The organism is Saccharomonospora amisosensis, assembly GCF_011761185.1.
In the GTDB taxonomy this organism is placed as follows: domain Bacteria; phylum Actinomycetota; class Actinomycetes; order Mycobacteriales; family Pseudonocardiaceae; genus Saccharomonospora_A; species Saccharomonospora_A amisosensis.
This window is the reverse complement of the sequence record NZ_JAAOYM010000001.1, coordinates 363734-386684: the sequence shown is the minus strand read 5'-3', so window position 1 is coordinate 386684 and position 22951 is coordinate 363734. Positions and strand designations below refer to the sequence as shown.

The 22951-nt window shown below is 68.2% G+C and carries 23 protein-coding genes; 12 read left to right on the top strand and 11 right to left on the bottom strand.

Annotated features, from left to right (window positions below):
• Positions 1 to 3: 3 nt before the first annotated feature.
• From FHU38_RS01940 to murQ, 3 genes are all read left to right on the top strand, one after another.
• Complete coding sequence (locus FHU38_RS01940; protein WP_167165915.1) at positions 4 to 1746, top strand: serine hydrolase domain-containing protein; 1743 nt, start codon at positions 4 to 6, stop codon at positions 1744 to 1746.
• A gap of 147 nt (positions 1747 to 1893) precedes the next feature.
• A complete protein-coding gene (locus tag FHU38_RS01935; RefSeq protein ID WP_390623220.1) occupies positions 1894 to 2949 on the top strand; it encodes a MurR/RpiR family transcriptional regulator in 1056 nt (351 codons plus the stop codon).
• 51 nt (positions 2950 to 3000) lie between these two features.
• Positions 3001 to 3927 carry an N-acetylmuramic acid 6-phosphate etherase gene (murQ, locus tag FHU38_RS01930; protein ID WP_167165913.1) on the top strand — a complete coding sequence of 309 codons (927 nt, stop codon included), beginning with the start codon at positions 3001 to 3003 and terminating at the stop codon, positions 3925 to 3927.
• Positions 3928 to 3946: 19 nt separating this feature from the next.
• On the opposite strand, the gene FHU38_RS01925 is transcribed toward murQ, so the two are convergent.
• A complete protein-coding gene (locus tag FHU38_RS01925) occupies positions 3947 to 4687 on the bottom strand; it encodes an oxidoreductase (protein WP_167165911.1) in 741 nt (246 codons plus the stop codon).
• A 275-nt stretch (positions 4688 to 4962) separates the two neighbouring features.
• Between FHU38_RS01925 and acs the strand changes: the two genes are divergently transcribed.
• Positions 4963 to 6942, top strand: coding sequence for an acetate--CoA ligase (gene acs / locus FHU38_RS01920; RefSeq protein WP_167165909.1), 1980 nt, complete (start codon positions 4963 to 4965; stop codon positions 6940 to 6942).
• A 78-nt stretch (positions 6943 to 7020) separates the two neighbouring features.
• On the opposite strand, the gene FHU38_RS01915 is transcribed toward acs, so the two are convergent.
• Both FHU38_RS01915 and FHU38_RS01910 read right to left on the bottom strand, forming a co-directional pair.
• Positions 7021 to 7794 (bottom strand): choice-of-anchor P family protein, encoded by a 774-nt coding sequence (locus FHU38_RS01915; protein WP_167165907.1) that lies wholly within the window; start codon positions 7792 to 7794, stop codon positions 7021 to 7023.
• A 74-nt stretch (positions 7795 to 7868) separates the two neighbouring features.
• The gene (locus tag FHU38_RS01910; RefSeq protein WP_167175342.1) at positions 7869 to 8627 is read right to left on the bottom strand and encodes a L,D-transpeptidase family protein; all 759 of its coding nucleotides are present in this window, start codon (positions 8625 to 8627) and stop codon (positions 7869 to 7871) included.
• Positions 8628 to 9293: 666 nt separating this feature from the next.
• Between FHU38_RS01910 and FHU38_RS01905 the strand changes: the two genes are divergently transcribed.
• On the top strand, positions 9294 to 9743 hold the full coding sequence (locus FHU38_RS01905; protein ID WP_167165905.1) for a DUF6319 family protein: 450 nt from the start codon (positions 9294 to 9296) through the stop codon (positions 9741 to 9743).
• A 57-nt stretch (positions 9744 to 9800) separates the two neighbouring features.
• Here FHU38_RS01905 and FHU38_RS01900 read toward each other — a convergent pair whose 3' ends face one another.
• Entirely contained in the window at positions 9801 to 10277 is a 477-nt protein-coding gene (locus FHU38_RS01900) for an OsmC family protein (RefSeq protein ID WP_167165903.1), read from the bottom strand.
• A 133-nt stretch (positions 10278 to 10410) separates the two neighbouring features.
• Between FHU38_RS01900 and FHU38_RS01895 the strand changes: the two genes are divergently transcribed.
• From FHU38_RS01895 to FHU38_RS01880, 4 genes are all read left to right on the top strand, one after another.
• Positions 10411 to 11139: a VIT1/CCC1 transporter family protein gene (locus tag FHU38_RS01895; protein ID WP_167165901.1), complete on the top strand. Its 729-nt coding sequence runs from the start codon at positions 10411 to 10413 to the stop codon at positions 11137 to 11139.
• A 128-nt stretch (positions 11140 to 11267) separates the two neighbouring features.
• On the top strand, positions 11268 to 12482 hold the full coding sequence (gene nhaA / locus FHU38_RS01890; protein WP_167165899.1) for a Na+/H+ antiporter NhaA: 1215 nt from the start codon (positions 11268 to 11270) through the stop codon (positions 12480 to 12482).
• Positions 12483 to 12494: 12 nt separating this feature from the next.
• Entirely contained in the window at positions 12495 to 13028 is a 534-nt protein-coding gene (locus tag FHU38_RS01885; RefSeq protein WP_167165897.1) for a phage holin family protein, read from the top strand.
• Between the two features lie 6 nt (positions 13029 to 13034).
• Positions 13035 to 13982, top strand: coding sequence for an alpha/beta fold hydrolase (locus tag FHU38_RS01880; protein ID WP_167165895.1), 948 nt, complete (start codon positions 13035 to 13037; stop codon positions 13980 to 13982).
• Between the two features lie 10 nt (positions 13983 to 13992).
• Here FHU38_RS01880 and FHU38_RS01875 read toward each other — a convergent pair whose 3' ends face one another.
• Genes FHU38_RS01875 through nth form a run of 4 tightly spaced genes read right to left on the bottom strand, consistent with a single transcriptional unit; the run spans position 13993 to position 17263 of the window.
• A complete protein-coding gene (locus FHU38_RS01875) occupies positions 13993 to 15177 on the bottom strand; it encodes a MarP family serine protease (protein ID WP_167165893.1) in 1185 nt (394 codons plus the stop codon).
• Between the two features lie 9 nt (positions 15178 to 15186).
• Positions 15187 to 15894, bottom strand: a complete 708-nt coding sequence (locus FHU38_RS01870; protein WP_167165891.1) for an NUDIX hydrolase — start codon at positions 15892 to 15894, stop codon at positions 15187 to 15189.
• Positions 15891 to 16496 (bottom strand): TlpA family protein disulfide reductase, encoded by a 606-nt coding sequence (locus tag FHU38_RS01865; RefSeq protein WP_167165889.1) that lies wholly within the window; start codon positions 16494 to 16496, stop codon positions 15891 to 15893. Before FHU38_RS01865 ends, FHU38_RS01870 begins: the two co-directional genes overlap by 4 nt.
• On the bottom strand, positions 16493 to 17263 hold the full coding sequence (gene nth, locus FHU38_RS01860) for an endonuclease III (protein ID WP_313886637.1): 771 nt from the start codon (positions 17261 to 17263) through the stop codon (positions 16493 to 16495). Before nth ends, FHU38_RS01865 begins: the two co-directional genes overlap by 4 nt.
• A gap of 113 nt (positions 17264 to 17376) precedes the next feature.
• Between nth and FHU38_RS01855 the strand changes: the two genes are divergently transcribed.
• From FHU38_RS01855 to FHU38_RS01845, 3 genes are all read left to right on the top strand, one after another.
• Positions 17377 to 17628, top strand: a complete 252-nt coding sequence (locus FHU38_RS01855; RefSeq protein WP_009156587.1) for a hypothetical protein — start codon at positions 17377 to 17379, stop codon at positions 17626 to 17628.
• A 219-nt stretch (positions 17629 to 17847) separates the two neighbouring features.
• Positions 17848 to 18522: a Crp/Fnr family transcriptional regulator gene (locus FHU38_RS01850; protein WP_005441764.1), complete on the top strand. Its 675-nt coding sequence runs from the start codon at positions 17848 to 17850 to the stop codon at positions 18520 to 18522.
• Positions 18523 to 18930: 408 nt separating this feature from the next.
• The gene (locus FHU38_RS01845) at positions 18931 to 20175 is read left to right on the top strand and encodes an MFS transporter (protein ID WP_167165887.1); all 1245 of its coding nucleotides are present in this window, start codon (positions 18931 to 18933) and stop codon (positions 20173 to 20175) included.
• A gap of 5 nt (positions 20176 to 20180) precedes the next feature.
• Here the strand turns inward: FHU38_RS01845 and FHU38_RS01840 are convergent, their stop codons facing one another.
• The 3 genes from FHU38_RS01840 to FHU38_RS01830 are packed head-to-tail and all read right to left on the bottom strand — an operon-like array spanning position 20181 to position 22934.
• A complete protein-coding gene (locus tag FHU38_RS01840) occupies positions 20181 to 20957 on the bottom strand; it encodes an MBL fold metallo-hydrolase (RefSeq protein WP_167165885.1) in 777 nt (258 codons plus the stop codon).
• Complete coding sequence (locus FHU38_RS01835; RefSeq protein ID WP_167175336.1) at positions 20954 to 21760, bottom strand: NUDIX hydrolase; 807 nt, start codon at positions 21758 to 21760, stop codon at positions 20954 to 20956. Before FHU38_RS01835 ends, FHU38_RS01840 begins: the two co-directional genes overlap by 4 nt.
• A gap of 52 nt (positions 21761 to 21812) precedes the next feature.
• The gene (locus FHU38_RS01830) at positions 21813 to 22934 is read right to left on the bottom strand and encodes a hypothetical protein (protein WP_167165883.1); all 1122 of its coding nucleotides are present in this window, start codon (positions 22932 to 22934) and stop codon (positions 21813 to 21815) included.
• Positions 22935 to 22951: the final 17 nt, after the last annotated feature.

Sequence of the window (22951 nt, the reverse complement as noted above, 5' to 3'; positions counted from 1 at the left end):
TACATGGCGGCGCGGAGGGGGAGAATCACGGTAGTGATCGCGCTCATGGCCCTGTTGGGAGCGACGGCGATGGCCTCGACGAACCCTGCGAGCGGGCGGTTCGACATCCCCAGGGAAGGGTTCGCACCTGCCTCGACCATGCTGCGTGAGACCGCGCCTGAAGAGGCCGGACTCGACCCTGCACCGATCACCGCCGCCGCCCAGCGCCTCACCGGCTGGACGCGGCGGAACGCCGTGGAAGGGCATCCGCTGTTCGCGGGAGCGGTGGGAATGCTGGTTCACGACGGAAAGATCGTCACAACCCATTCGACGGGAAGCGCGGTTCGGTACGCCGACGGCAGTGGCACCGAGTTGCCGAGCGAGCAGCAGGTGCCGGTGCGGCCCGACACCATCTTCGATCTCGCGTCGGTGACCAAACTGTTCACCTCCATCGCGGTGCTGCAACTGGTGGAACGCGACCAGGTGGAACTGGATGCGCCGGTGGCGCGGTACCTGCCGGAGTTCGGCGTGAACGGCAAAGCAACCATCACCGTGCGGCAACTGCTCACCCACACCTCCGGACTCGAACCCTTCCTGCCGCTGTGGCGTGACTGGCCAGACAAACCATCACGGATTCGCGCGGTCATGCGGGTACGCCCGCAGTCGCCTCCCGGTTCCGGCTACACCTACTCCGACCTGAACCTGATCACCCTCGGGGTGCTCGTCGAACGGTTGACCGGCTCGTCGCTGGACGCGGTGATCGCTGAGCGAATCACCGGGCCACTCGGTATGACCGACACCGGGTTCAACCCACCCGCGAACAAGGTCCGTCGAATCGCCGCCACCGAATTCCAGACGGAACCGGCGCGAGGCATGCTCCGTGGCGAGGTACACGACGAGAACGCCTGGTCGCTGGGCGGGGTCGCCGGGCACGCCGGAATCTTCTCGACCGCGTCCGATCTGGCTGTACTCGGGCAGGCCCTGCTCAACGGCGGAGCTTACGCGGGCAAGCGGATACTGGACGAGCAATCAGTGCGCTTGATGCTGACGAACCACAACGACCGGTTCCCCGAGAACGCGCACGGCCTGGGTTTCGAACTCGACCAGATCTGGTACATGGGTGGGCTGACTTCACCCCGTACGGCCGGGCACACCGGCTACACCGGCACTTCTCTCGTCATCGATCCACTGTCTCGCTCCATCGCGATACTGCTCACCAACCGGGTCCATCCCAAGCGTTCCTGGGGTTCGATCAACCCCGCCCGGCAGGCGTGGGCGACGGGGCTTGCCCGAGCACTCGCCGTGAGGCCCGCGCGAGGGCCACGCGCCTGGTTCAGCGCCATCGGCGACGGGGAGACGGCAACGCTCACGACACCGGCGCTGACGGTGAGCGACCGTTACGCCCACGCGCGATTCGAGACGTTCGTGGATTCCGAGCCAACGGACCCACTCGTTGTGGAGGCGAGCACCGATGAAGGCCGGACCTGGCACACTCTCGAACTCCAAGTGCGCGGGCGCGGATCACCCGACAAAACGGTCAACTCGCTGTCCGGTACTGGTCACCGTTCGTGGTGGTCGGCTCGCGTAATGGTTCCTGGGGGCCAGAAAGTCACTCTTCGTTGGCGATTCACCACCGACAGCAGCGACACGGGCCGGGGTGTGTACATCGACGGAATCCGGATCGTGGACACCGAGCGCGTACTTCTCGATGCGGAGCGCTACCCGGAAACGATCATTACCGACGGGTTTGCCCTGAGCAGCGGCTGAATTAGTTGCCAAGTTGTTAGGCGATTCAGGTTAACAACCGGGACACGGTTGGCGACTTTCTCAGCAACTACGAAAGCCACGGCCGCGATGTGGGAAGGACACTTGCGGTTGTGATTACGCGGGAAGGTGCGGGTAACCTTGTCGGAGATGTCTATGGTTAGTAAGTTTCCCACGGGCGTTGCTGATCCCGGCGACGTCACCGCCGTGGATGCTGCCACCAACGAGGAGGCTGCCACAGCCTCCCCGATGGCCGCGCAGAGTACTGGATCGCGCGACGCCGACGATTCGGCCTCACGGGAAGCCGACGCGAGCCCACTCGTGCGCATCCGGTCGCTGCTGCCCGGACTCGCCAGGGCCGAACAGCGGGTAGCCAACGTCGTGTTGGAAGACCCCTCCTCGGTCGCCCGGCGAAGCATTACCGAGGTGGCGCTGGCCGCGAACACGAGCGAGACGACGGTCACGCGGTTCTGCAAGGCGGTCGGCGTGGGCGGCTACCCGCAGTTGCGGATCGCGCTCGCCGCCGACACCGCTCGATCGCAGGCGCGCACGTCTCGTGACCTTGGAGGCGAGATCACCGCGGCAGACGACCTCTCATCCGTGGTGAGCAAAGTGAGCTTCGCCGACGCCAGGGCCGTCGAGGAGACAGCCGAGCAGCTCGACATCGCCACGCTGACGAGAATCATCGACCTTGTCGCGAACGCGGGTCGTGTCGACGTCTACGGCGTCGGCGCCAGCGCCTTCGTAGCCGCCGACCTGCAACAGAAGCTGCACCGCATCGGCAGGGTGAGCTTCTCGTGGTCTGACACCCACATCATGCTCACCTCGGCGGCCGTACTGAAGGAAGGCGACATCGCGGTGGGCATCTCGCACACCGGCGCCACCATCGACACCATCGAAGCGTTGCGGGTCGCCAGGGAGCACGGGGCGACGACGGTGGCGCTGACCAACTTCCCCCGTTCACCGATCACGGAAGTCGCCGACTACGTGCTCACCACTGCCGCACGCGAAACGACCTTCCGCTCAGGCGCGACCGCGAGCCGGATCGCCCAACTCACCGTGATCGACTGCCTCTTCATCGGCGTGGCACAGCGGCATCTGGACGAAGCGGTCAGTGCACTCGACGCGACCCGCGAAGCAGTGGGTACTCACAGGCTCGGCGTTCGTCCCGACGGCAGGAGGCGCACCAGAGACGCCGGCAAGTAGCAGCCCCCCGGCGGCGGGCACGTTCGGAAACCGACGACAGTGAGGCGAAAGATGACCGTATCGCGCCACGTGGTGCACGTCGACTCGCCGACGGAGCAGCGCAACCAGCGCACGACCGACATCGACCAGTTGCCCACGATCGGCGTTCTGGCCGCGATCAACGCCGAGGACCGCGAGGTCCCCGGCGCCGTGCAGGCGGTGTTGCCCGAACTGGCAAGAGCCGTCGACTACGCCACGGAAGCGCTGCGATCCGGTCACCGTGTGCACTACGTGGGGGCAGGCACGTCCGGCAGGTTGGCAGTGCTCGACGCGGCTGAACTGGTCCCGACGTTCAACGTGCCGCCCGACTGGTTCATCGCCCATCACGCAGGCGGTGAGCGAGCACTACGGCATGCTGTCGAGAACGCGGAGGACGACGCGAGCGCGGGCGCCGCCGAGCTGAGTTCCACGGTTTCCTCGGGCGACTTCGTGCTGGGCATCACCGCCTCGGGTCGCACGCCCTACGTGCTCGGTGCGCTGCACGGCGCCAAGCAACGGGGCGCCCGCACCGGACTGGTGTCCGGCAATCCGCGGGCGCCCGCTCCTTCCACCGTTGACGTGTTGATCCCTGTCGACACCGGCGCGGAGGTGATCGCGGGCTCGACGAGAATGAAGGCGGGTACGGCACAGAAGATGGTGCTCACCTCCTTCTCGACGGCTACGATGGTCAAGCTCGGGCGCACCTATTCGAACCTGATGGTCAGCATGCGTGCCACCAACGCGAAACTGCGTGGCCGTACGCTACGCATCCTGCATGAGGCAACCGGACTGAGCAGTCAGGTCTGCGACCAGGCGTTGAGCGAGGCCGACGGAGACCTCAAGGTCGCGCTGGTGCATCTACTGTCCGGCGTTGACGTCGCCGACGCGGTGAAGGCACTGGCGGCCACCGGGGGCCATGTGCGAAACGCGCTGGAGTCGCTTGCGGCGCACGCGTCCTGAGCACGGGCGCGACAGCCCATCACGAGGCCGCCGCGTCGGCGATGCCGCGTGCCTCCCTCGCACCGGCCTCGAAAGCCTCGCAACAGAACAACAGCCACGCCCGCACACCTTCATCCTCGCCATTCGCGAAGCCCTCAGCGGTGGCGCGGTAGATCCGAGACCGCCGCAGGTAGGCGACCTCCGGCACGGTCAGCGCCTTGGGGTCGAACCCGCTGGCGATCATGGTGAGCCGTGAGGCGGCACGAGCGACTACGCCGTCGGCCGTGCCGAACGGGCGCAGTGCCAGCAACTCACCGTGCACCACGGCCGACAACACCGCGCCCGGCACCGACGTGGCACCGGTGACCAACTGGGCGAGCAACTGCAGTCGCCGCCCGGCCTCGTCGGTGTCGGTGGCGCGCGGCCTGCCCAGCGAGTCCTGATCGGCGACAAGGTCCGCCGCCGCCAGGACGTGCAGCCTGGCCAACGCCTGCGACGGTGCCCGCCGCCACGTCGGCAACAACGACTCCAGTTCCTCGGCAACCCGCAAGGCCCCTGCCAGGACCGGGTCCGTGACCGAACCCTCGTCGGGAAGCTCCGGCTCGGCTCCCTCGATAGCCGCCGATGCTCTGGCCGCGCGCACGGACGCCTCCGCGGCCGCGGCGGAACCGCCGCGCAGGTTCGCCGGGTGCCGGTGTACGGCGAACACCGAGTCCTGTGCGTTCTTGGCGGCGTCGGCGACTCCGGGCAGTTCGAGTAGCGGCGCGAGCGGGTCGGTCATGTGCCCGGCGGCCGTTCCGTGTACCTGACAGCGGGCGACGTGGCCGTCCGCCGCTGGTTTGCTGCCTCACACCTCATCCACGATGCCCCTTCCTCACCGGCGTTGCCCTGCCATACCGGCGAGCATAGGCAGCGCCCGTCGACCGCTTGTCGGCCGCTTGTCGTCAGCGCCTTGTCGGCCACCGCAACCCGGCTGCAACCTTTTACTTGCCGTACTAACGTCGCTACCGTCGCCGCGGGCGTAGCCACGATTTCGCACATCAGGAGGCTTGCAGCATGACAGAGCAGTCACCGGCACTCGACAACCTGTTGACCGAGAGCCGCACCTTTCCTCCGAGCGAGGAGTTCGCCGCGCGAGCCAACGCGACACCGGAGTGGTACGCCGAGGCCGACCAGGACAGGGAGGCCTTCTGGGCAAGGCAGGCCGAACGCCTGCACTGGGACACCCGGTGGTCGCAGGTGCTCGACTGGTCACAAGCCCCTTTCGCGAAGTGGTTCACGGGCGGCAAACTCAACGTCGCCTACAACTGCGTCGACCGCCACGTGGAGGCAGGTCATGGCGATCAGGTGGCCATTCACTGGGTCGGCGAACCCGGCGACACCCGCGACATCACCTACGCGCAGCTCAAGGACGAAGTCTGCAAGGCGGCGAACGCGCTGACCTCGCTCGGCGTCACGGCGAACGACCGGGTGGCCATCCAGTTGCAGATGATTCCCGAGGCGATCGTCGCGATGCTCGCGTGCGCCCGGATCGGCGCCATGCACAGCGTCGTGTTCGGTGGCTTCTCCCCGACGGCGCTGCGCTCCCGCGTGGACGACGCGCAGGCAAAGGTCGTGATCACCTCGGACGGCCAGTACCGCAGGGGCAAGGCCGCCCCGATGAAGGCCAACGTGGACGAAGCGCTCGCGGGTGCGGAGAGCGTCGAGAAGGTCGTCGTCGTGCGGCGTACCGGCGACGACGTACCGTGGACGCAAGGACGCGACCTGTGGTGGCACGAGCTGGTCGACCCGCAACCGGCGGAGCACACCCCGCAGGCCTTCGACTCCGAACACCCGCTGTACATCTTGTACACCTCAGGCACGACGGGTAAGCCGAAGGGCATCCTGCACACTTCGGGCGGCTACCTGACCCATGTCGCCTACACCCACCACGCCGTTTTCGACCACAAGCCTGGCGAGGACGTGTACTGGTGCACGGCCGACATCGGCTGGGTCACCGGACACTCCTACATCGTCTACGGCCCGCTGGCGAACCGGGTGACGCAGGTGGTTTACGAGGGCACCCCGAACACCCCGCACGAGGGCAGGCACTGGGAGATCATCCAGAAGTACAAGGTCTCCATCTACTACACCGCCCCGACCCTGATCCGTACGTTCATGAAGTGGGGCAACGACATTCCGGCGAAGTACGACCTGTCCTCGCTTCGCGTGCTCGGGTCCGTGGGGGAGCCGATCAACCCCGAGGCATGGATGTGGTATCGCGAACACATCGGCGGAAACCGTTGCCCGGTGGTGGACACGTGGTGGCAGACCGAGACCGGTGGGATCATGATCTCTCCGCTGCCCGGTGTCACACACGCCAAACCGGGTTCAGCGCAGCGACCGCTGCCGGGGATCTCGGCCAAGGTCGTCGACGACACCGGCACCGAAGTCGGCAAGGGCGGCGGCGGTTACCTCGTCCTCGACAAGCCATGGCCGGGCATGCTGCGCGGAATCTGGGGTGACGACGAGCGGTACAAGGAAACCTACTGGTCCCGCTTCGCCGAGCAGGGCTTCTACTTCGCCGGTGACGGCGCCAAGTACGACGCCGACGGCGACATCTGGTTGCTTGGCCGTGTGGACGACGTCATGAACGTCTCGGGGCACCGGATCTCCACCACCGAGGTGGAGTCCGCGCTGGTCTCGCACCCGACCGTCGCGGAGGCGGCCGTGGTGGGCGCGACCGACCCCACCACGGGCCAGGGCATCGTCGCGTTCGTCATCCTGCGCGGCGGGGTCGCCGAGGACGAAGCGGGCGGCGCCGAAGCGATCCAGGCGCTGCGCGACCATGTCGCGAAGGAAATTGGACCGATCGCCAAGCCACGCCAGATCATGGTTGTGCCGGAGTTGCCGAAAACCCGCTCCGGCAAGATCATGCGTCGGCTGTTGCGCGACGTCGCCGAGAACAGGGAGATCGGCGACGTCACCACACTGGCGGACAGCTCGGTGATGGACCTGATCTCAAGTGGCCTGAAGTCGGGCAAGGGCGAGGAATAACCAGGGCGCGACGAAAGGGCGGCCTCCACCCTGCTCGTGGTGGAGGCCGCCCTTCTTGTGGCCGTGCCGATCAGCTGATCAGCCGGTCACATCCAGGTGGCCCGGCTGCGGAACCGGGGTGGGCGCGTTGCCGTTCTCGTCGGCACGGTCACCGGCGTTGTCGTTGTCACCGCCGTCGTCCTCACCGGGGTCGGTGGGCTCGACGGTCGGGTCCGCCGGGTCGGTCGGGTCGGTCGGCTCGGCGGGGTCGGTCGGCTCCGTGGAGTCGCCCTCGGTGCAGGTGGCCTTCGACAGGTCCAGCGTCTGCGTGCCGTTGAGCAGGTCGACAGCCAGCGCCGTGACGCTCAGCGAACCGTCATCGTTCTGGTCCTGCTTGTTCAGGGTGATCCGGGCGACGCCGACAAGGGGGTCGGGAATGAGCTCCTGGTTGGGCTGGATCTGGTCGAGCTTGATCTCCTGGTCGCCGACCCGCAGGTTCGCGATCGAGGTAGAGCCCTGGAGGTTCTCACAGTCGGCGACGATCAGCGACGCCTCGATCTCCGGTGCGCCGGGCAGCGTCAGCCGGACGTCGGCGGTGCTGGCGTTGGCGTGGCCGTCTTCGGCGAACGCGTTGAACACGCCCGCGTGCAGCAGGCTGCCGGTGTCGGGCGGCAGGTCCGCGGCGATCAGCGAATCCTTACCGGAGCCGACGACGTGCGGCACCGGGGTGATGTCGACGAGCCCCTCAGCCTGCAATGCGGTGGCCTCGTCCTCTACCTCCTGCGCCGACGCGACCGGGGCGAAGGCGATGCCACCGACGAGCAGCGCGGAGAGGACACCGGCGCCGAAAGCGGCAGTTCTCTTCGTGGACAAGAAAGTACCTTTCAATCGAGGGAACAGGGAATTTCGGGTGGTTCTCGGATGGTTGCTGCCCGTCGCCGTTCGCATCAGACGATGTTGACCATCGTCCCGAGCGGCAACTTGACGAGCTCATCTAGGGCTTCCTTGGTCACCCTGATGCACCCGTCACTGTTGGCCTTGCCAACGAAGCTGTTGTCCGGCCAGGTGTGAATCCCGACGGTGCCGGGCCCCCCACCGAAGGTCGTGTGCGACTCCGAATGGGCACTGAGCGGGAGAACGATCGGACTGTAGTCGTTCACGGTCTCCTCGATCGAGGCGATGATGAACGCCCGCCCCGCAGGCGTCGGGTACTTGGGTTCGCCGATGCCGATGGTCCACTCGCCGAGTTGCTGGTCTCCCTTGAGGATTTCCAGGCTGAAGTTCTGCCGGTCCACATTGACCACGTAGTCGTTGTTGGCCGACTCCACGGCGTCGCCCGCCGTGTTGATCCAACCCGAGGCACCGTTGGGGCGCGAGGGAAGCAGGATCTGTGCCCAATCGCCCTCACGCTTGATGACGGGAACCCATGTCGGCGAGGAGACCTGCTTCACAGGAAGCCTGGCGATCGGGTTTCCGTCGACGCCGTCGTGCACCACGAGCTCGCGCTTGGGGTGCAGTACCTCGCCATCCGTCGCCGCGCCTGGTTCGGGGTCCTTCGGCGCCTCCGGAATATCGCCGTAGGTCGTGGCCTCTGGCAGCGCGGCCTGGTCGGGCTTGCCTGCCGCATTCGCCTGGCCCGCGTCACTGTCACCGCCGCAGCCCGCGACGAGCAGCGCCAGCACAGCCGCCCCGACGACGGCGAGCAACCGACCGGGAGCGACGGACCGACCGGGAGCGACGGACCCACCGCGGCGGATGGTCCGGGCCGCGGAGTCTCTCGGGATCTCTGTTCTTTCCATTAATCACAGTCCCTGGGGCATAGATCAACTTAGCGAGGGTGCCTATTAAAACAAAAGAGGTTTCCCGCCTTCACAGCAGCCTCCCTTTTCCAGCGAAACCGCACGTAGCAAGTGATAGGCATGGCGCGGGCGCACTTCCACACCGGTGTAGTCCACCGCTTTCCACCCCGGCGACGGACAGGGCGAACCGGCCGCCCGCCGGAACCGACATGGCCGAACACCAGGAAGAGCGCGTCGATGTTCCTAGCAGGTCTGGTCCACCTCGGGCAATGAACATTGAAGTCGCCTGACCAGGTGAAAATGTGCGCAAGCTGCGGGAATGGTTACGCCCCGACGCTACGGCCAACGCTTTTTTTCACCCTTTTGGGTATACCCGTGTAACACTTCGCCGGCGCGAATATGTCTCGGTGTATTCCGCCGAGATATCAATACGGACACCGAAGCAACCAGCGACCGCGTCACGCGTCACCACCCGACCCAAAGAACTCCGCGTCACCCACTGCCGGCATATCGAACGCATGTTCTATCCTTGACCGCTGGAGGAGACCACCCGCCGGCAAGGAGGCGACAGCGATGACCGTTGACACCGCCACACAGCAAGCCCCCCAGGAGACCGCACAGGAACAGGACCAGACCTCTCCCGCTGCGGGCGGCGGGGACGCCGCCGCCTCGGCACAAGACCCGAACACGGCCGAGGACCGGCAGGAAAAGGGCAAGGCCCAGCGTGGCCGAGCCAAGGGCAGCGCCCGCAAGACGCGCACTGTCGAGCTGACGCTGACGGTGACGGGGACCGCCGACGGTGAGTGGCAGGCCGAACTCAAGCACGGCAGCAAATGGGTGGCTCGTGGTCTCGACATTCCCGCCTCCGCGGTGTCGCGTGCCGCCAAGGAGTTGCACGAGGACCTTTCCACCCCGATCGACGAGGTGATCAACGCCGCGCGGGAGCAGCAGCAGGCGAAGGTGGCCGAGCTCGAAGCCCAACTGGAGCAGGCGAAGCAGGCTCTGGCCGAACTGGAGAGCTGAAGCGGTGGCCGTGAGTGCCCCTGCTCGGGGCACTCACGGCCGATCCGGCTACCGGACTCAGCTCGCGACGAGAATCGTCGGCTCGTGCTTGACGGTGAAGTTCACCGAACGCGCGATGAAGCACTTCTCATGGGCAGGCGTGTGCAGGTCACCGGCCTTGCTCACCATGTCGGACCGCGCCACCGTCACCCTCGGGCGAAGCACCACCTCGGTGAACTCACCAGCACCGCCAGAGTGTTCGGCCATGGTTCCCGTCGCGTCGTCCACGTAGTCGGTCACAATCACCTTCGCGTGAGCGCACAGCGCCAGGTACCACAGCATGTGGCACTGCGACAGCGCGGCGACGAGCAAGTCCTCGGGACTCCAGCGTGCTGGGTCACCTCGGAAGGCGGGGTCGGCCGTGCCCACGAGCGTGGGTTTGCCGGTCGCCAGCACCTCGTGTTCCCTGCCGAACGCCGCGTACCCCGACGTGCCGCTACCGCGGTTACCCGTCCACCGCACGGTCAGCGCGTAGCTGTGCTGTCGCTGAGCCATCTCGCCTCCTCCTGACGTACGATCCGGGAATGGCAGTCGTGCGGACGTTGACACGGACCGTCGCATTGATCACCGACATCAGCATCCTTCCCGAAACAGCGGGACACGGCATCCAACACGGCAGGAAGGTGCGGTGAGCGAGCTACCCGGCCCGGGCGGCAGGCACCTGGGCGAGCCACATCACGACCGGCTCGGCGGCAAGCTGAACTGGTTGCGCGCCGGTGTGCTCGGCGCCAACGACGGCATCGTCTCCGTCGCCGGACTCGTCGTCGGGGTCGCGGGCGCCACCACCGATCTCACCGCGATCCTGCTCGCCGGTATCGCGGGCCTGGCGGCGGGAGCCCTGTCGATGGCGGGCGGCGAGTTCGTGTCCGTGTCGGCTCAGCGCGACACCGAGCGCGCCATGCTCCGGCTGGAGAAGTACGAGCTGCACACGATGCCGGAGGAGGAGGAGCGCGAGCTCGCCGAGATTTACGAGAGCAAGGGACTCTCTCCCAAACTCGCGGCACAGGTGGCGCGTGAACTCACCGAGAAGGACCCGCTGCGGGCACACGCCGAGGCGGAGCTGCAGATCGATCCGAACGAGTTGACCTCGCCGTGGCAGGCGGCGTGGGTTTCGTTCGCGGCGTTCACCGTCGGGGCGATGCTGCCGCTGCTTGGCATCACCTTGCCGCCGGTCTCGGCTCGGGTGTTGGCCTGCGGCGCAGCGGTCGTGGTGGCGCTCGCGCTCACCGGATGGATCAGCGCCCGGCTCGGCAATGCACCCATCGGCAAGGCGATCGCACGCAACGTGGGCGTCGGAACACTGACCATGGTCGTGACCTACTTCGTCGGCCTGGTTTCCGGCATAGCCGTGGGCTGACGGAGCCCTCACGAGCAGTGGCGGCGATCACGAACAACACGGACCCACCCGAGTCCCGTTGATAGGGTCCTGCCAGGTGTGCCGGGAAGTCTGGTCGGCGTCCGTCGAGCCGACCCCTGGAGCCGCCCGTGAGTACCCCCCGCCGCCCGAACCAAGCCGTCTCGGAGTTCGCCCGCTTCCTGCGCACCGAGACCACCGGCGGGATCATCCTGCTCGTCGCGACGGCCATCGCGCTGCTGTGGGCCAACTCCGCGCTCGGCGACGTCTATCGCGCGGTGCGGGACTTCGAGATCGGGCCCGAGGCGCTGCACCTGCACCTTTCCGTCGGGGACTGGGCCAAGGACGGGCTGCTGGCACTGTTCTTCTTCGTCGTCGGGCTGGAACTCAAGCGCGAGTTGGTGGTCGGCGAGCTGTCCGACATCAAGGCGGCAGCGCTACCGATCGTTGCCGCGCTCGGCGGGATGCTCGTGCCCGCGGGCATCGCACTCACCGTCGGCTGGGGCGAGCCGGGAATCGAGCAGGCGTGGGCCATCCCGGTGGCCACGGACATCGCGTTCGCGCTCGGGGTACTCGCGCTCACGGGGTCCAACCTGCCGGGAGCCGCCCGAGTCTTCCTGCTGTCGCTCGCCGTCGTCGACGACCTCGGAGCCATCATCGTCATCGCGGTGCTGTTCACGGCGAGCTTCAACCTGCTCGCCGCCGGGATCGCGGTGGTGGGGCTGGCGCTGTACGCCTACCTGCAACACAAACGGGTCCGGGCATGGTGGATCTACGTGCCGCTGGCAGCGGTCGTCTGGGTAGCGGTGCACTCCTCCGGCATTCACGCCACGATCGCGGGCGTCGCGCTCGGCCTGCTGACGCGCGTCCGCCCTGATCCAGGCGAGCACGAGGCTCCCGCGCTGCGGCTGGAACACCGGCTGCAGCCCTGGTCGGCGGGCGTGGCCGTACCGGTGTTCGCGCTGTTCGCCGCGGGCATCGCCATCAGCGCAGACTCGCTCGGCGCGGTGTTCTCCAACCCTATTTCGCTCGCCGTGCTGGTCGGGTTGCTGCTGGGCAAGGTGGTCGGCATTCTCGGCGCGAGCGCGCTCGCCGTGCGCACCCGGCTCGCCCGGCTGCCCTCGACCCTGGGGTGGCTCGACCTCGGCGCACTCTCCATGCTCGGCGCGGTCGGTTTCACCGTGAGCCTGCTGATCGCCGAGCTGGCCCTCGACGGCGAACTGGTCGATCTCGCCAAGGCCGCCGTGTTGCTGGCGTCGGCCGTCGCCTCGCTGTCGGCGGCCGTGCTGCTGCTGCGCAGGAGCAAAGTGCATGCCAGGGGCGCGCCCGGCGAGCCATCGGATTGATCACATGGCACGATGAGGCGCGTGAGCAGCCCCAAACACCACGTCAACGACAGCGACCGGGCCACAGGCGTGCCCTACATCCCGTTGTCAGCAGACGACGGAGAAGGCGCGGACGCGCAGTCCATCGGCGCGCTGGTCATGGACGCCACACAGCACATGTCGACTCTGGTCAGAGCCGAGGTCGAGCTGATCAAGGCGGAGACGGCCGCCGAGGCCAAGAAGGCGCTCAAGGGCAGCATCTTCTTCGTCGTCGCGGGCGTAGTCGGCCTGTACAGTTCGTTCTTCTTCTTTTTCTTCCTCGGCGAACTGCTGACCGAGTGGCTGCCGCGATGGGCGGCGTTCCTCATCGTCTTCGGGCTGATGTTGGTGACCACGGCCCTCTTCGGACTGCTCGGCTACCGCAAGGTCAAGCGGATCAGGGCGCCGCAACGCTCCATCGACAGTCTCAGGGAGACAGCCGCGACGCTGCGGGTCCGCAAGCCTTCCGAGCAGGGCGGGAACGGCGCGACTGCCGTACCGGGTCTCGATCCGTCCGCGCGACGCTGACCTGAATTGGCACCACCACTCGTACCGGCTCCCGACCCGTCGACAGTGCGGCTCGACGGCCCATGGACGCACCGCGACGTCTCGGCCAACGGTATCCGGCTGCACGTGGCCGAGGCCGGCTCCGGTCCGATGGTGTTGCTGCTACACGGTTTCGCCGAGTTCTGGTGGACCTGGCACCACCAACTGCGCACGCTGGCCGATGCCGGTTTCCGCGCGGTCGCCGCCGACCTGCGCGGCTACGGTGACTCCGACAAACCTCCGCGTGGCTACGACGCGTGGACGCTGGCAGGTGACGTGGCGGGACTGGTCCGCGCGTTGGGGGAGCGAAAGGCACACCTGGTTGGCCATGCCTGGGGCGGCATGCTCGCGTGGTCGGCGGCGACGCTGCATCCGCGCGTGGTGAGCTCGGTCAGCGTGTTCGGCTCCGCTCACCCGCTTGCGCTTCGCTCGGCTGTCGCCCGCGGTGCCCTGCGCAAGCAGGGACAGGCACGTGCGATGGCACACCTGCTGCGGTTCCAGCTGCCGATCGCGCCGGAACGTTGGCTGGTGGCCGACAGCGCGGCTGCCGTGGAGCGGCTGCTGCACGACTGGTCGGGCAAGGCATGGCACTCCGGCCCGGACTTCCCGCATACTGCGGCGACCTTCCGCAGAGCGATGCTCGTGCCCGGTGTAGCGCACAGCGCGCTTGAGTACTACCGCTGGGCATTCCGGTCACAGTTTCGAGGCGACGGCAGGCGATTCGCCGACGCGGTCGACACCCGGCTGCGGATGCCGGTCCTGCAACTGCACGGCGCGGCCGACCCGGTCGTGCTGGTCGAGACGGCACGGGATTCGGCGCCGTGGCTGGGCCCGTACTCGCGGTTCGAGCTCCGGCCCGACATCGGGCACTACCCGCAGTTGGAGGATCCAGCGACCACGACGAAGGTGCTGGTGGAGTTCCTACGCGGGAAGTGAACCCGCTGCTTCACGCGGTACACGGCCCCGTCGGTTCCTCGGTGGTGAAGCCAGGCGCCTGCTCGACCTCCGCGCGAACCTCGTCCGCGGTGAGCACGAAGCCGGTGTCGGGGTCCTCCACCGAGGCGCCGAACACCACCCCGACCACCTCTCCTTGCGGGTCGACGAGCGGGCCGCCGGAGTTTCCGCTGCGCACCTGGCCGCGCACCGTGAAGACGTCCCGCTGCACCGTGTTGGCGTCGTAGATGTCCGGTCCGCGCAGGGTGATCCGCTCTCGGATGCGCGTTGGAGACGCCGTGTACGGTCCGTCCAGCGGGTAGCCGAGTGCGATGGCGTCGTCACCTGCTCCCGCGTCCTCCGCCGCCAGCCGCAACGGTTCCGCGTCCAGGCCGGGAACCGCCAGTACGGCGACATCGGTACCGGGGTCGTAGTAGACCACCGTGGCACTGCGACTGCCTTCGTCGGTCTCGACAGATACCTCGTCGGTGCCCGCGACGACGTGCGCGTTGGTCACCACGCGGTCGGGCGAGACCGCGAACCCGCTGCCCTCGAGGGAGCGCGAGCAGGAAGGCGCGACACCCCGGATCTTGAGCACACTGTCCCGTAGCTCACGCACCACCTGGCTGTTCTGCAGTGCGGGATCGGGGGGCTGGATCTCGCGGACGGGCGCGTTCTGGAACGGCCCGACGATGGAGGGAAAACCGGACTCGTCGAGCAACCTGCGCAGGTCGGAGGGCAGACCCTGCACGGCGTCGGGCATCATCGAGTTCACGCCGCCGAGCACGACCGAGTTGTTGATCGCCCTCGCCAGCCCTGGCAGTGCGGCGACACTGGTCAGCGGCAGGGCGATCAGCCACGCCACGACGAACACCACGACGCCCTGCACGACGGCGCCGAGGGTGCTGTCGAGCCCCGAGATTCCGGGTGAGGAGATCCTGCGCTTGAGCTTGTTGCCCAGCCACACCCCGAACGTCTCGCCCAACGCGACGAGGAACACCACCGTGCCTACCGCGAAGGCCACCCTGGCGGCCGGGTGTTCGAACAGGTCGATCACCAGCGGCGCCACCTGTATGCCCAGGATCGCGCCCGCGATCACCCCGAGGAACGCGGGCAGCGCGATCACGACGCCCTGCCGAGCCCCGGAGATCGCCGCGAGCAGGGCCAGCAGAATGACCAGCACGTCGACCCAGTTCAACGTCTCTCCCTACTCGCCGCGACCGAACACCGCCCGCCGCACGCGAGCCTCGTGTTCGGCCAACGCTACGTCAAGATCTCGCACGTCCGTGGTGTCCCAGTCCCGCTCCCAACCTCCGAGATTGAGCAGGACGGAAAGCAGACCGGCGGTGAAGCCCCAAACGAACAGCCCGTCGACCTCGAAGGCTGGTCCCTTCCAGCCGCTGCCTCGCTTGTAGACCTGGAACCGGTTGGAGGGCTCGGCGAGTTCGGCGACGGGAACCCTCGCGACGGTGGCGGTCTCTCTCGGGTCGACCGCTCGCACGGGTGAGGGTCGCTGCCAGTGCGCGAGGACAGGCGTGACGGCGAACCCGGACACCGGCACGTACAACTGGGGCAGCACCGCGACAGGGCGTACCCCGGCGGGGTCCACTCCGGTCTCCTCCTCCGCCTCCCGCAGTGCGGTGTCGACCGGCCCACCGTCGGCGGCCTCGACGCCACCTCCGGGGAAAGCGACCTGACCCGCGTGCGAGTCCAGCGTGTCGGCCCTGCGCAGCAGCAACACGTCCGGGCCGTGGTGGTCGTCGCCGAACAGCACCAGGACCGAGGCGTCCCGAGTGGGCCGGTCCCTCGGCGGCGCGAACCGCGTGAAGGTGGCCGCGTCAAGCTCCGCACTGACCTCGACAAGGCCACGCAGCCAGTGGGGTGTCTCGTCGGGATGCACAAGCGGACCCGTCACCTGGCACGCTCCACTGCCTGCCGGATCTGCTCGACCGAGGTGAACAACCGTGGCTGCGCGATGAACCGCACCGTCCCGTCCGCATCCACCAGGTAGGAGGCAGGCAGGGCCCTCGGCACCTTCAGTGCCTCACGGACGGGCCCGGTAGGCCCGTCACCGTCGTGCACGGCGGGTAGGTGCACGTCTAGTTCGGCCAGCAGCTCCAACCCGTCCCTGGCCGAACTCTCCACCTGCACGGTGAGCACCCGCACCGCGTCGGGGCCTGCCGCGTACGTCTGCAACAGCGGCAGTTCCTCGCGGCACGGCTCACACCAGGTAGCCCACACGTTGACCAGGGTCGGCTCACCCGCGAGGGCGCTGCCGAGATCGATCCTGGACCCGTCACCGAGGCAGGTGGCCTCGACCCCGGCCAGCCGTTCCAGCTTTCCCTGCCCAGGACCGGGGCACGCCCGAAGCGCCGCGGCAGCGCGGGCTGGTGCCAGTTCCTGCCTGGCAGCTTGGTTGTCGGCGTCCTGCGAGCCACCGACGCGCGGCAGTAACGCCACGAGCATTGCGAGCACGAGCGCGCCCGCGGCGAGTGCCCACTTGGTCGCGGTCGTCAAGAGCTCTTCACCATGGTCAGCAGATGCTCACGTTCGGGGCCCTTGACCAGTTTGGCCGCGGCCTCGAACTCGGTCGGTCCCGCCCCGAAGGAAGGGCAGTCACGGGCGAGCGGACACGCGCCGCACGCGGGTTTGCGAGCGTGGCAGACGCGCCTGCCGTGGAAGATCACCCGGTGCGACAGCATCGTCCACTCCTTGCGCGGGATCAACTGACCCACCTCGTGCTCGACCTTGACGGGATCTTCCTCCCGCGTCCAGTTCCAGCGGCGCACGAGCCTGCCGAAGTGAGTGTCCACAGTGATTCCCGGCACGCCAAAGGCCTCACCGAGCACCACGTTGGCGGTCTTGCGGCCCACGCCGGGAAGCTTCACCAGCTCCTCGAGCGTGCCGGGAACCTCGCCGTCGTGCCGCTCGACGAGGGCGGCACCGAGTCCCATCAGCGAGCTGGCCTTGTTCCGGTAGAAGCCGGTCGGCCTGATCAGTTCCTCCAGTTCCGCCCTGTCGGCGCCCGCGTAGTCGGCGGCAGCGGGGTAACGGGCGAACAGCGTCGGCGTGACGGCGTTGACCCGCTCGTCCGTGCACTGCGCCGACAGGATGACGGCGACGAGCAGATCCAGTGGTGTACCGAAATCCAGCTCGCAATGGGCGTTTGGATAAGCCTCGTCAAGGCAACGCTTCATACGCCGCGCGCGTCTGACCAACGACAACTGGCTCTCTTCGGCGAAGGCGCGCCTCTTGCGGGGTGCTTGACCGGCGGCGGATGACACCCCGCTAGCCTACGTGCGCCGCCGAACCATGGTGTCACGTGCTTCGTTCAGTGGGCCACCACCGACCTCGGCACGGTGAGACGAACCGCCATGGGCAAGGGATCGGGAGTGATATGACCGTCTGGTTCGTGATCGCGGTGCCGGTCGTGGTCATGCTCTTCGCACTGGGCATGGAGCGCGTCGAGAATCGCCTGCGGCACGTGTCGGTACGCGGGGAAGACGTCGAGGAGTTTCTGGAACAGGCGAGGCCGGACGAGGTGCGCGCGCTCTACGGCCACGGTATCGGCCGTGCGCTGGAGCTCTTTCGACTTCGCCGCGTCTCGGGTAGGGCCACCAAACTCAAGTCACGGCGGGTTCGGGGTTAGGCTGTTCGGTCGGACGAGATCCTTCCGGGGCCGCTCTAACAGGCCGTACATGCGTGGAAGCTCAGCGCAGGGACCACCTGACCGAGCGGGCCGTGGTCGACCGTTTCGGCGGTGAGCCGGGAAGCGAACTCGGGGGCACGCCCTACACTGCATTTTAGTGATCGGCGACACGCTCCTCTGCACTCGAGGATCGGGGTCGCTTCTCAAAGGAGGCACGAGGTGGACGAGACCCTGGCCCGCGCGGGCATTTTCCAGGGTGTGGAACCGGCGGCGGCCGAGGCGCTCGCGCAGACCTTGGAGACAGTGGAATTCCCCCGCGGCCACGTGATCTTCAACGAGGGCGAGCCGGGCGACAAGCTGTACATCATAAAGTCGGGCAAGGTGAAGATCGGGCGCAAGTCCGCCGACGGACGCGAGAACCTGTTCCAGATCATGGGCCCTTCCGACATGTTCGGCGAGTTGTCGATCTTCGACCCCGGCCCTCGCACGTCGACCGCCACGACGGTGACCGAGGTCAGCGCCGTAACGATGGACCGGCCCGCACTGCGGCAGTGGATCTCCACGCGCCCGGAGATCGCCGAGCAGCTACTGCGTGTGGTCGCCCGTAGGTTGCGCCGCACGAACAACATGGTGGCCGAGCTGATCTTCACCGACGTGCCCGGCCGGGTGGCCAGGGCGCTGCTGCAACTCGCCCAGCGGTTCGGCAGTCAGGAGGCGGGCCTGCTGCGGGTCACGCACGACCTGACCCAGGAGGAGATCGCTCAGTATGTCGGCGCGTCACGGGAGACCGTGAACAAGGCGCTCGCCGACTTCGCTCACCGCGGCTGGCTGCGACTGGAAGGCAAGAGCGTGCTGATCCTGGACCCGGAGCGACTGGCCCGAAGGGCTCGCTGACCAGCGACACAACCGCGATCTGACAAGACAAGGGGCCGGGCGCCACCCCCGACGTGGCGCACCGGCCCCTTGCCTTTGCGCGGACCATCCCCCGACAGCCCGCGCTCCCCGCCCTCCGGTGTAGGCCCCGACCCGAATCCGGAGGGAGTCTCTATTGGTTCGAGCCTGTGCTCGGCTCGACCCGTTGTGTTATGACAACCATCGCACGACCCCTACCCATCAACTCAAGGCCGTTCACCCTCAAGGACGCGTGGGGGCCGGGTTTGATGCCCGATAACGCGTACCGTTATCCAACTGAGACTTGGTTACCCAGACCGGCTGGCGTTCACACCTCTTCCGGGTCGATTTGTTCAAGTTTTCTGATTTCATAATTGGTACTTCAGTACCAGACTCGCCATACTGGTACGCGTGTCCCAGTCTTTCGGCGGTGCCCGCCTGACCGACTACCGCGCCGCGCTCAGTGCGCCCGGCTCACGCGAACCCGTAGTCGCCTCGCTGTTCGCTCGGCTGCCGATAGCGATGATCGGAATCTCGGCGCTGCTCTACGTGCAGCGGCAAACCGGCTCGTTCACCACGGCAGGCCTCGTATCGGCCAGCACGTTGGCAGGGGTCTCGGTGGGCTCGGTCGTCCAGGGCAGGCTGATCGACAGGTGCGGGCCCACCCGACCGCTGCTCGCCGTCGCCGCGCTGTTCACGCTGCTGCTTGCCGCTCTCGTAGTCGCGATCGAGTCGCGCGCGGCGACGCCCGTACTCGCGGTCATGGCCGCAGGCATCGGCGTCAGCGAGCCGATGACCGGCTCGGCCTCCCGGGCGCTCTGGGCGCGGCTGCTGCCACCCGGCCCCGCCCGCGACGCCGCGCTGTCCTACGAGGCGATCAGCATGGAGGTGTTCTTCATCCTCGGCCCAGGGCTGGCCGGAGCGCTGACCGCGGCACCGTGGGCGGGAACCGGCCTGGTGTTCGGGGCCGCGTGCATGGTGGTGGGCTCGGTGCTGTTCGCGTTGAGCCCCGCCGTGCGGGCGTGGGGCCCCGCCGACGAGCGTCCCTCGCGACTACTCGGGGCACTCGCCAGCCCCGGGCTGCGCACGCTGGCACTCGCCGCGGGCGGCTTCGGCATGGTGATCGGGTTCGTCGAGGTCGCCGTACCGGCCGCGGCCTCGGCGGCGGGCAGCGTCGTGACGGGCGGCCTGCTGCTGTCGCTGTGGTCGGTCAGCTCGGTCGGCTTCGGACTGGCCTACAGCATGCGGCCATGGCCGCGGAGCCTGCACCTGAGACTGCCCGTGCTGCTCGCGGTGTTCGGTGCGGGCGTCGCGCTGCTGGCTGTGCCGTCGTCGCTGTGGGGGCTCGGGCTGGCCCTGCTCGTCGCGGGTGCGCTCATTACCCCGCAGTCCACAGCGCACTCGGTGGCCATCGAACTCGTGGCGCCGCGCGGCACGGCGGCAGAGGCGTTCGGTTGGGTGGTCACAGCCATCACGCTCGGACTCGCGTTCGGCCAGTCGGTGAGCGGCTACCTGGTAGAGCGCAGCGGACCACCGCTCGCCTTCCTCACTGCGGCGGCCTGCGCCACCGTGGTGGCGGGCGCGGTCTGGCTGCTGCGGTCCACCATCCGCACCACCGAGCCACTTCGACCGGGAACCGAGCCGGTCGCCTGCTGAGCCGGCTACCCGACCGAGCGCAGGTACTCCAACTGCGCCCGTACGCTGAACTCGGCGGGTCCCCACAGCGCCCTGTCGACGTCGGCGTAGACCACCTCCACCACCTGCCTCGGCGTCGCGTCCTCGCCGAGCTGCCGCAGGGCCGCGCGCACCTGGTCGAGCCGCTGCTGCCGGTGGTCGTAGTACTGGCGTGCCGTCACGGCAAGATCGGCCAGCTCCGGCCCATGACCGGGCAACCCGATGGAGCCCCGAGGCAGCCCTCGCAGCCTCGCCAACGAGTCCAGGTAGTCGCCGAGGTCGGTAAGCACGGTCGTGCCCTTGCCGAGCACGGTGTCGCCGGTGAGCGCGTGGGTGAGGCCGTCGTGGTCGAACCGCAGTGTGACCGAGTCGGCCGTGTGGCCGGGAGTGTGCAGCACCTGCAACTCCAACCCCGCGGCCTTGATCACCTGGTCGGCTCCGATCGGGTCGCCGCCCTGGCACAGCTCGGCATCGAAGGCCAGCACCGGCGCGTCGACCCGGCCGGCAAGCCAGGGCGCGCCTTCGGAATGGTCGGGATGGTGATGCGTCAGCAGGATCAACTCGACCGGCGCACCACCGAGCAGCCTGCCGAGGTGATCGACATCCTCATAGCCGGGGTCGACGATGATCCGGCTGGACGCGCCGGGGGCGCCGAGCACCCACGTGTTGGTGCCCTCCAGCGTCATGGTCGAGGGATTGTTCTCCAGCAGCACCGACGCGGCCTTCGAAACCCGCCGCAGCGTGCCGTACGCGGGATGGGTCATGGCAGCTCCACCCGCACCACGTCGCCGTCGAGCACGAGCCGGGGGGTGATCCGTCGGACGTCGCGCTCCACCGCCAGTACGTCCGACACCGAGTCGAAGCCTGCTAGTTCGTCGAGCGTGAACCAGGTCGGCGGCATCAGCCCGCTGCGACCGGCCTCGGCAGCGGCGATCGCGTCGCTCGGCCGGTGCCAGCCCGAGTCCTCCGCCTCAGTGGTCGCGCCGTCGGCACGCTGGCCAGCCGGAAGCGCCGCCACGAAGAAGCGTGTGTCGTAGCGCCGGGGCTCCTGTTCCGGGGTCACCCAGTTAGCCCACGGGCGCAGCAGGTCCGCCCGCAGCGTGAGCCCGGCGTCGGCCAGGAAGGCCGCCAGCGACAGGTCCCTCGAAACCAGCGCCTGCCGGGCGTCGGCGTACCGGGCGGTATCGGTGACGGCGCCGGACTCGTCGCCCGCCAGCAGCACACCCGACTCCTCGAACGTCTCCCGCACCGCCGCGCACACCAGCGCTCTCGCCACGGACTCCGAGCAGGAGAACCACTCCGCCCACCGCGATGGCGGCGGTCCCACCCAGCTCACCGAGGCGTCGGCGTCGCGGGCGTCGACACCTCCGCCGGGGAACACGGTCATGCCGCCCGCGAAAGCCATCCCGGCAACGCGCCGCTGGAGGAAAACCTCCACGCCGGCACCGGGCGAATCCGCGGGGTCACGCAGCAGCATCACCGTCGCCGCGTCCTTTGGCACGGAGGGCCGCTGCGGTGGCTCCTTCGGCAGCGACAACACCGACTCCTTCGGCACCCGGAAGGTCATCGGTACGCGACCCTCGTCGTCTCGCAACAGGCTCACATACCGCAAGATACCGTCAGCCGGCGGTAAAACCGTCCGCCCAGTGTTGCTCGGCACCGTTCATCCTGGCCTTCGTGGCCTCGGCGCGCTCCCGCTCGGCGAGTTCGGCGTGCAGTTCGCGCAGCAACTGCCGGTCGCGCTCGGACAGCTGCGGGTCGTCGAGATCGAGTTCAGGCAGCTCCACCACCTCGTCGCCACCGCGGTCGACACCCGCGATCAGCCTGCCTCGCTCAGGGTCCTCGGCGATGGCGGCCCGCAACTGAGCCACCTCTTCCCTGGTGAGCTCGGTGGTGGCGGCGGCGCGGTTCTCCTGCTCGTCCACGCTCGGGTCCGGCACCGCCACGATCTCGGGCAGCTCACCGATCGACGCCTGCGGCTCGGCGACCGGTGCGGGGGGCGCCGGTTCCACCGGCTCGGCAACGGCGTGAGCGCCTTCGCGCCTGCTGTCGGACCTGCGGCCACCGCCCGCCCTCGACCTCCGCGAAGGCAGCGAACCGGATGTCTGGCCGCCTCCTCCCGCCAGCCAGACCGGCGTGGCGGCCGCGAGCCCGGCCTCGTGGTACTCGGTACGTTCCGCGCCGGGACCGGTGACCTCCACCACAGCACGGATTCCAGCCCTGCGTAGCGCGTCGTCGACGCGGAACGCCACGGCGGGTGGGTGGGCCTCGGGCCCGATCTCGATGAGCACCACGCGCTGCGGTAGCGGCCCCGGAACGCTGCCCGCTGGGGTGTTGCGCCACACCGCGTGCACCGAACGCAGGTCGGGAAGTACCTGCAACGTCCGGTCCAGCGCCTCGGCGATCCCGCGCTCGGGCTCGTTGTCCCTGCTGAAGCGGTGGGTGTAGCCGGGCACCGCGTCGCCGACGGTGAGCTGGTCGGCCAGGCTGGCGTCGGATCTGCTCATCTCCAGCACCAACGCAAGTTCGCGCTGCTCGGCGGGCCGCACCATGATCCGGCCCGCGATCAGCGCTCCGGTGGCCAGTTCCGCCGCGTCGTCAAGGTGTGAGCGGGCGACGAGCTCACGGGCCTCCGACAGTGCGCTGTCGTCGAGCCGACCTGCCAGCGCCAGTAGGACGTTGTGCAGCCGCAACGGGACCGCGAAACCGTCCTTCGGTAGGCCGTCGTGGACGTCCACCATCGCCGATCTCCCTCCAG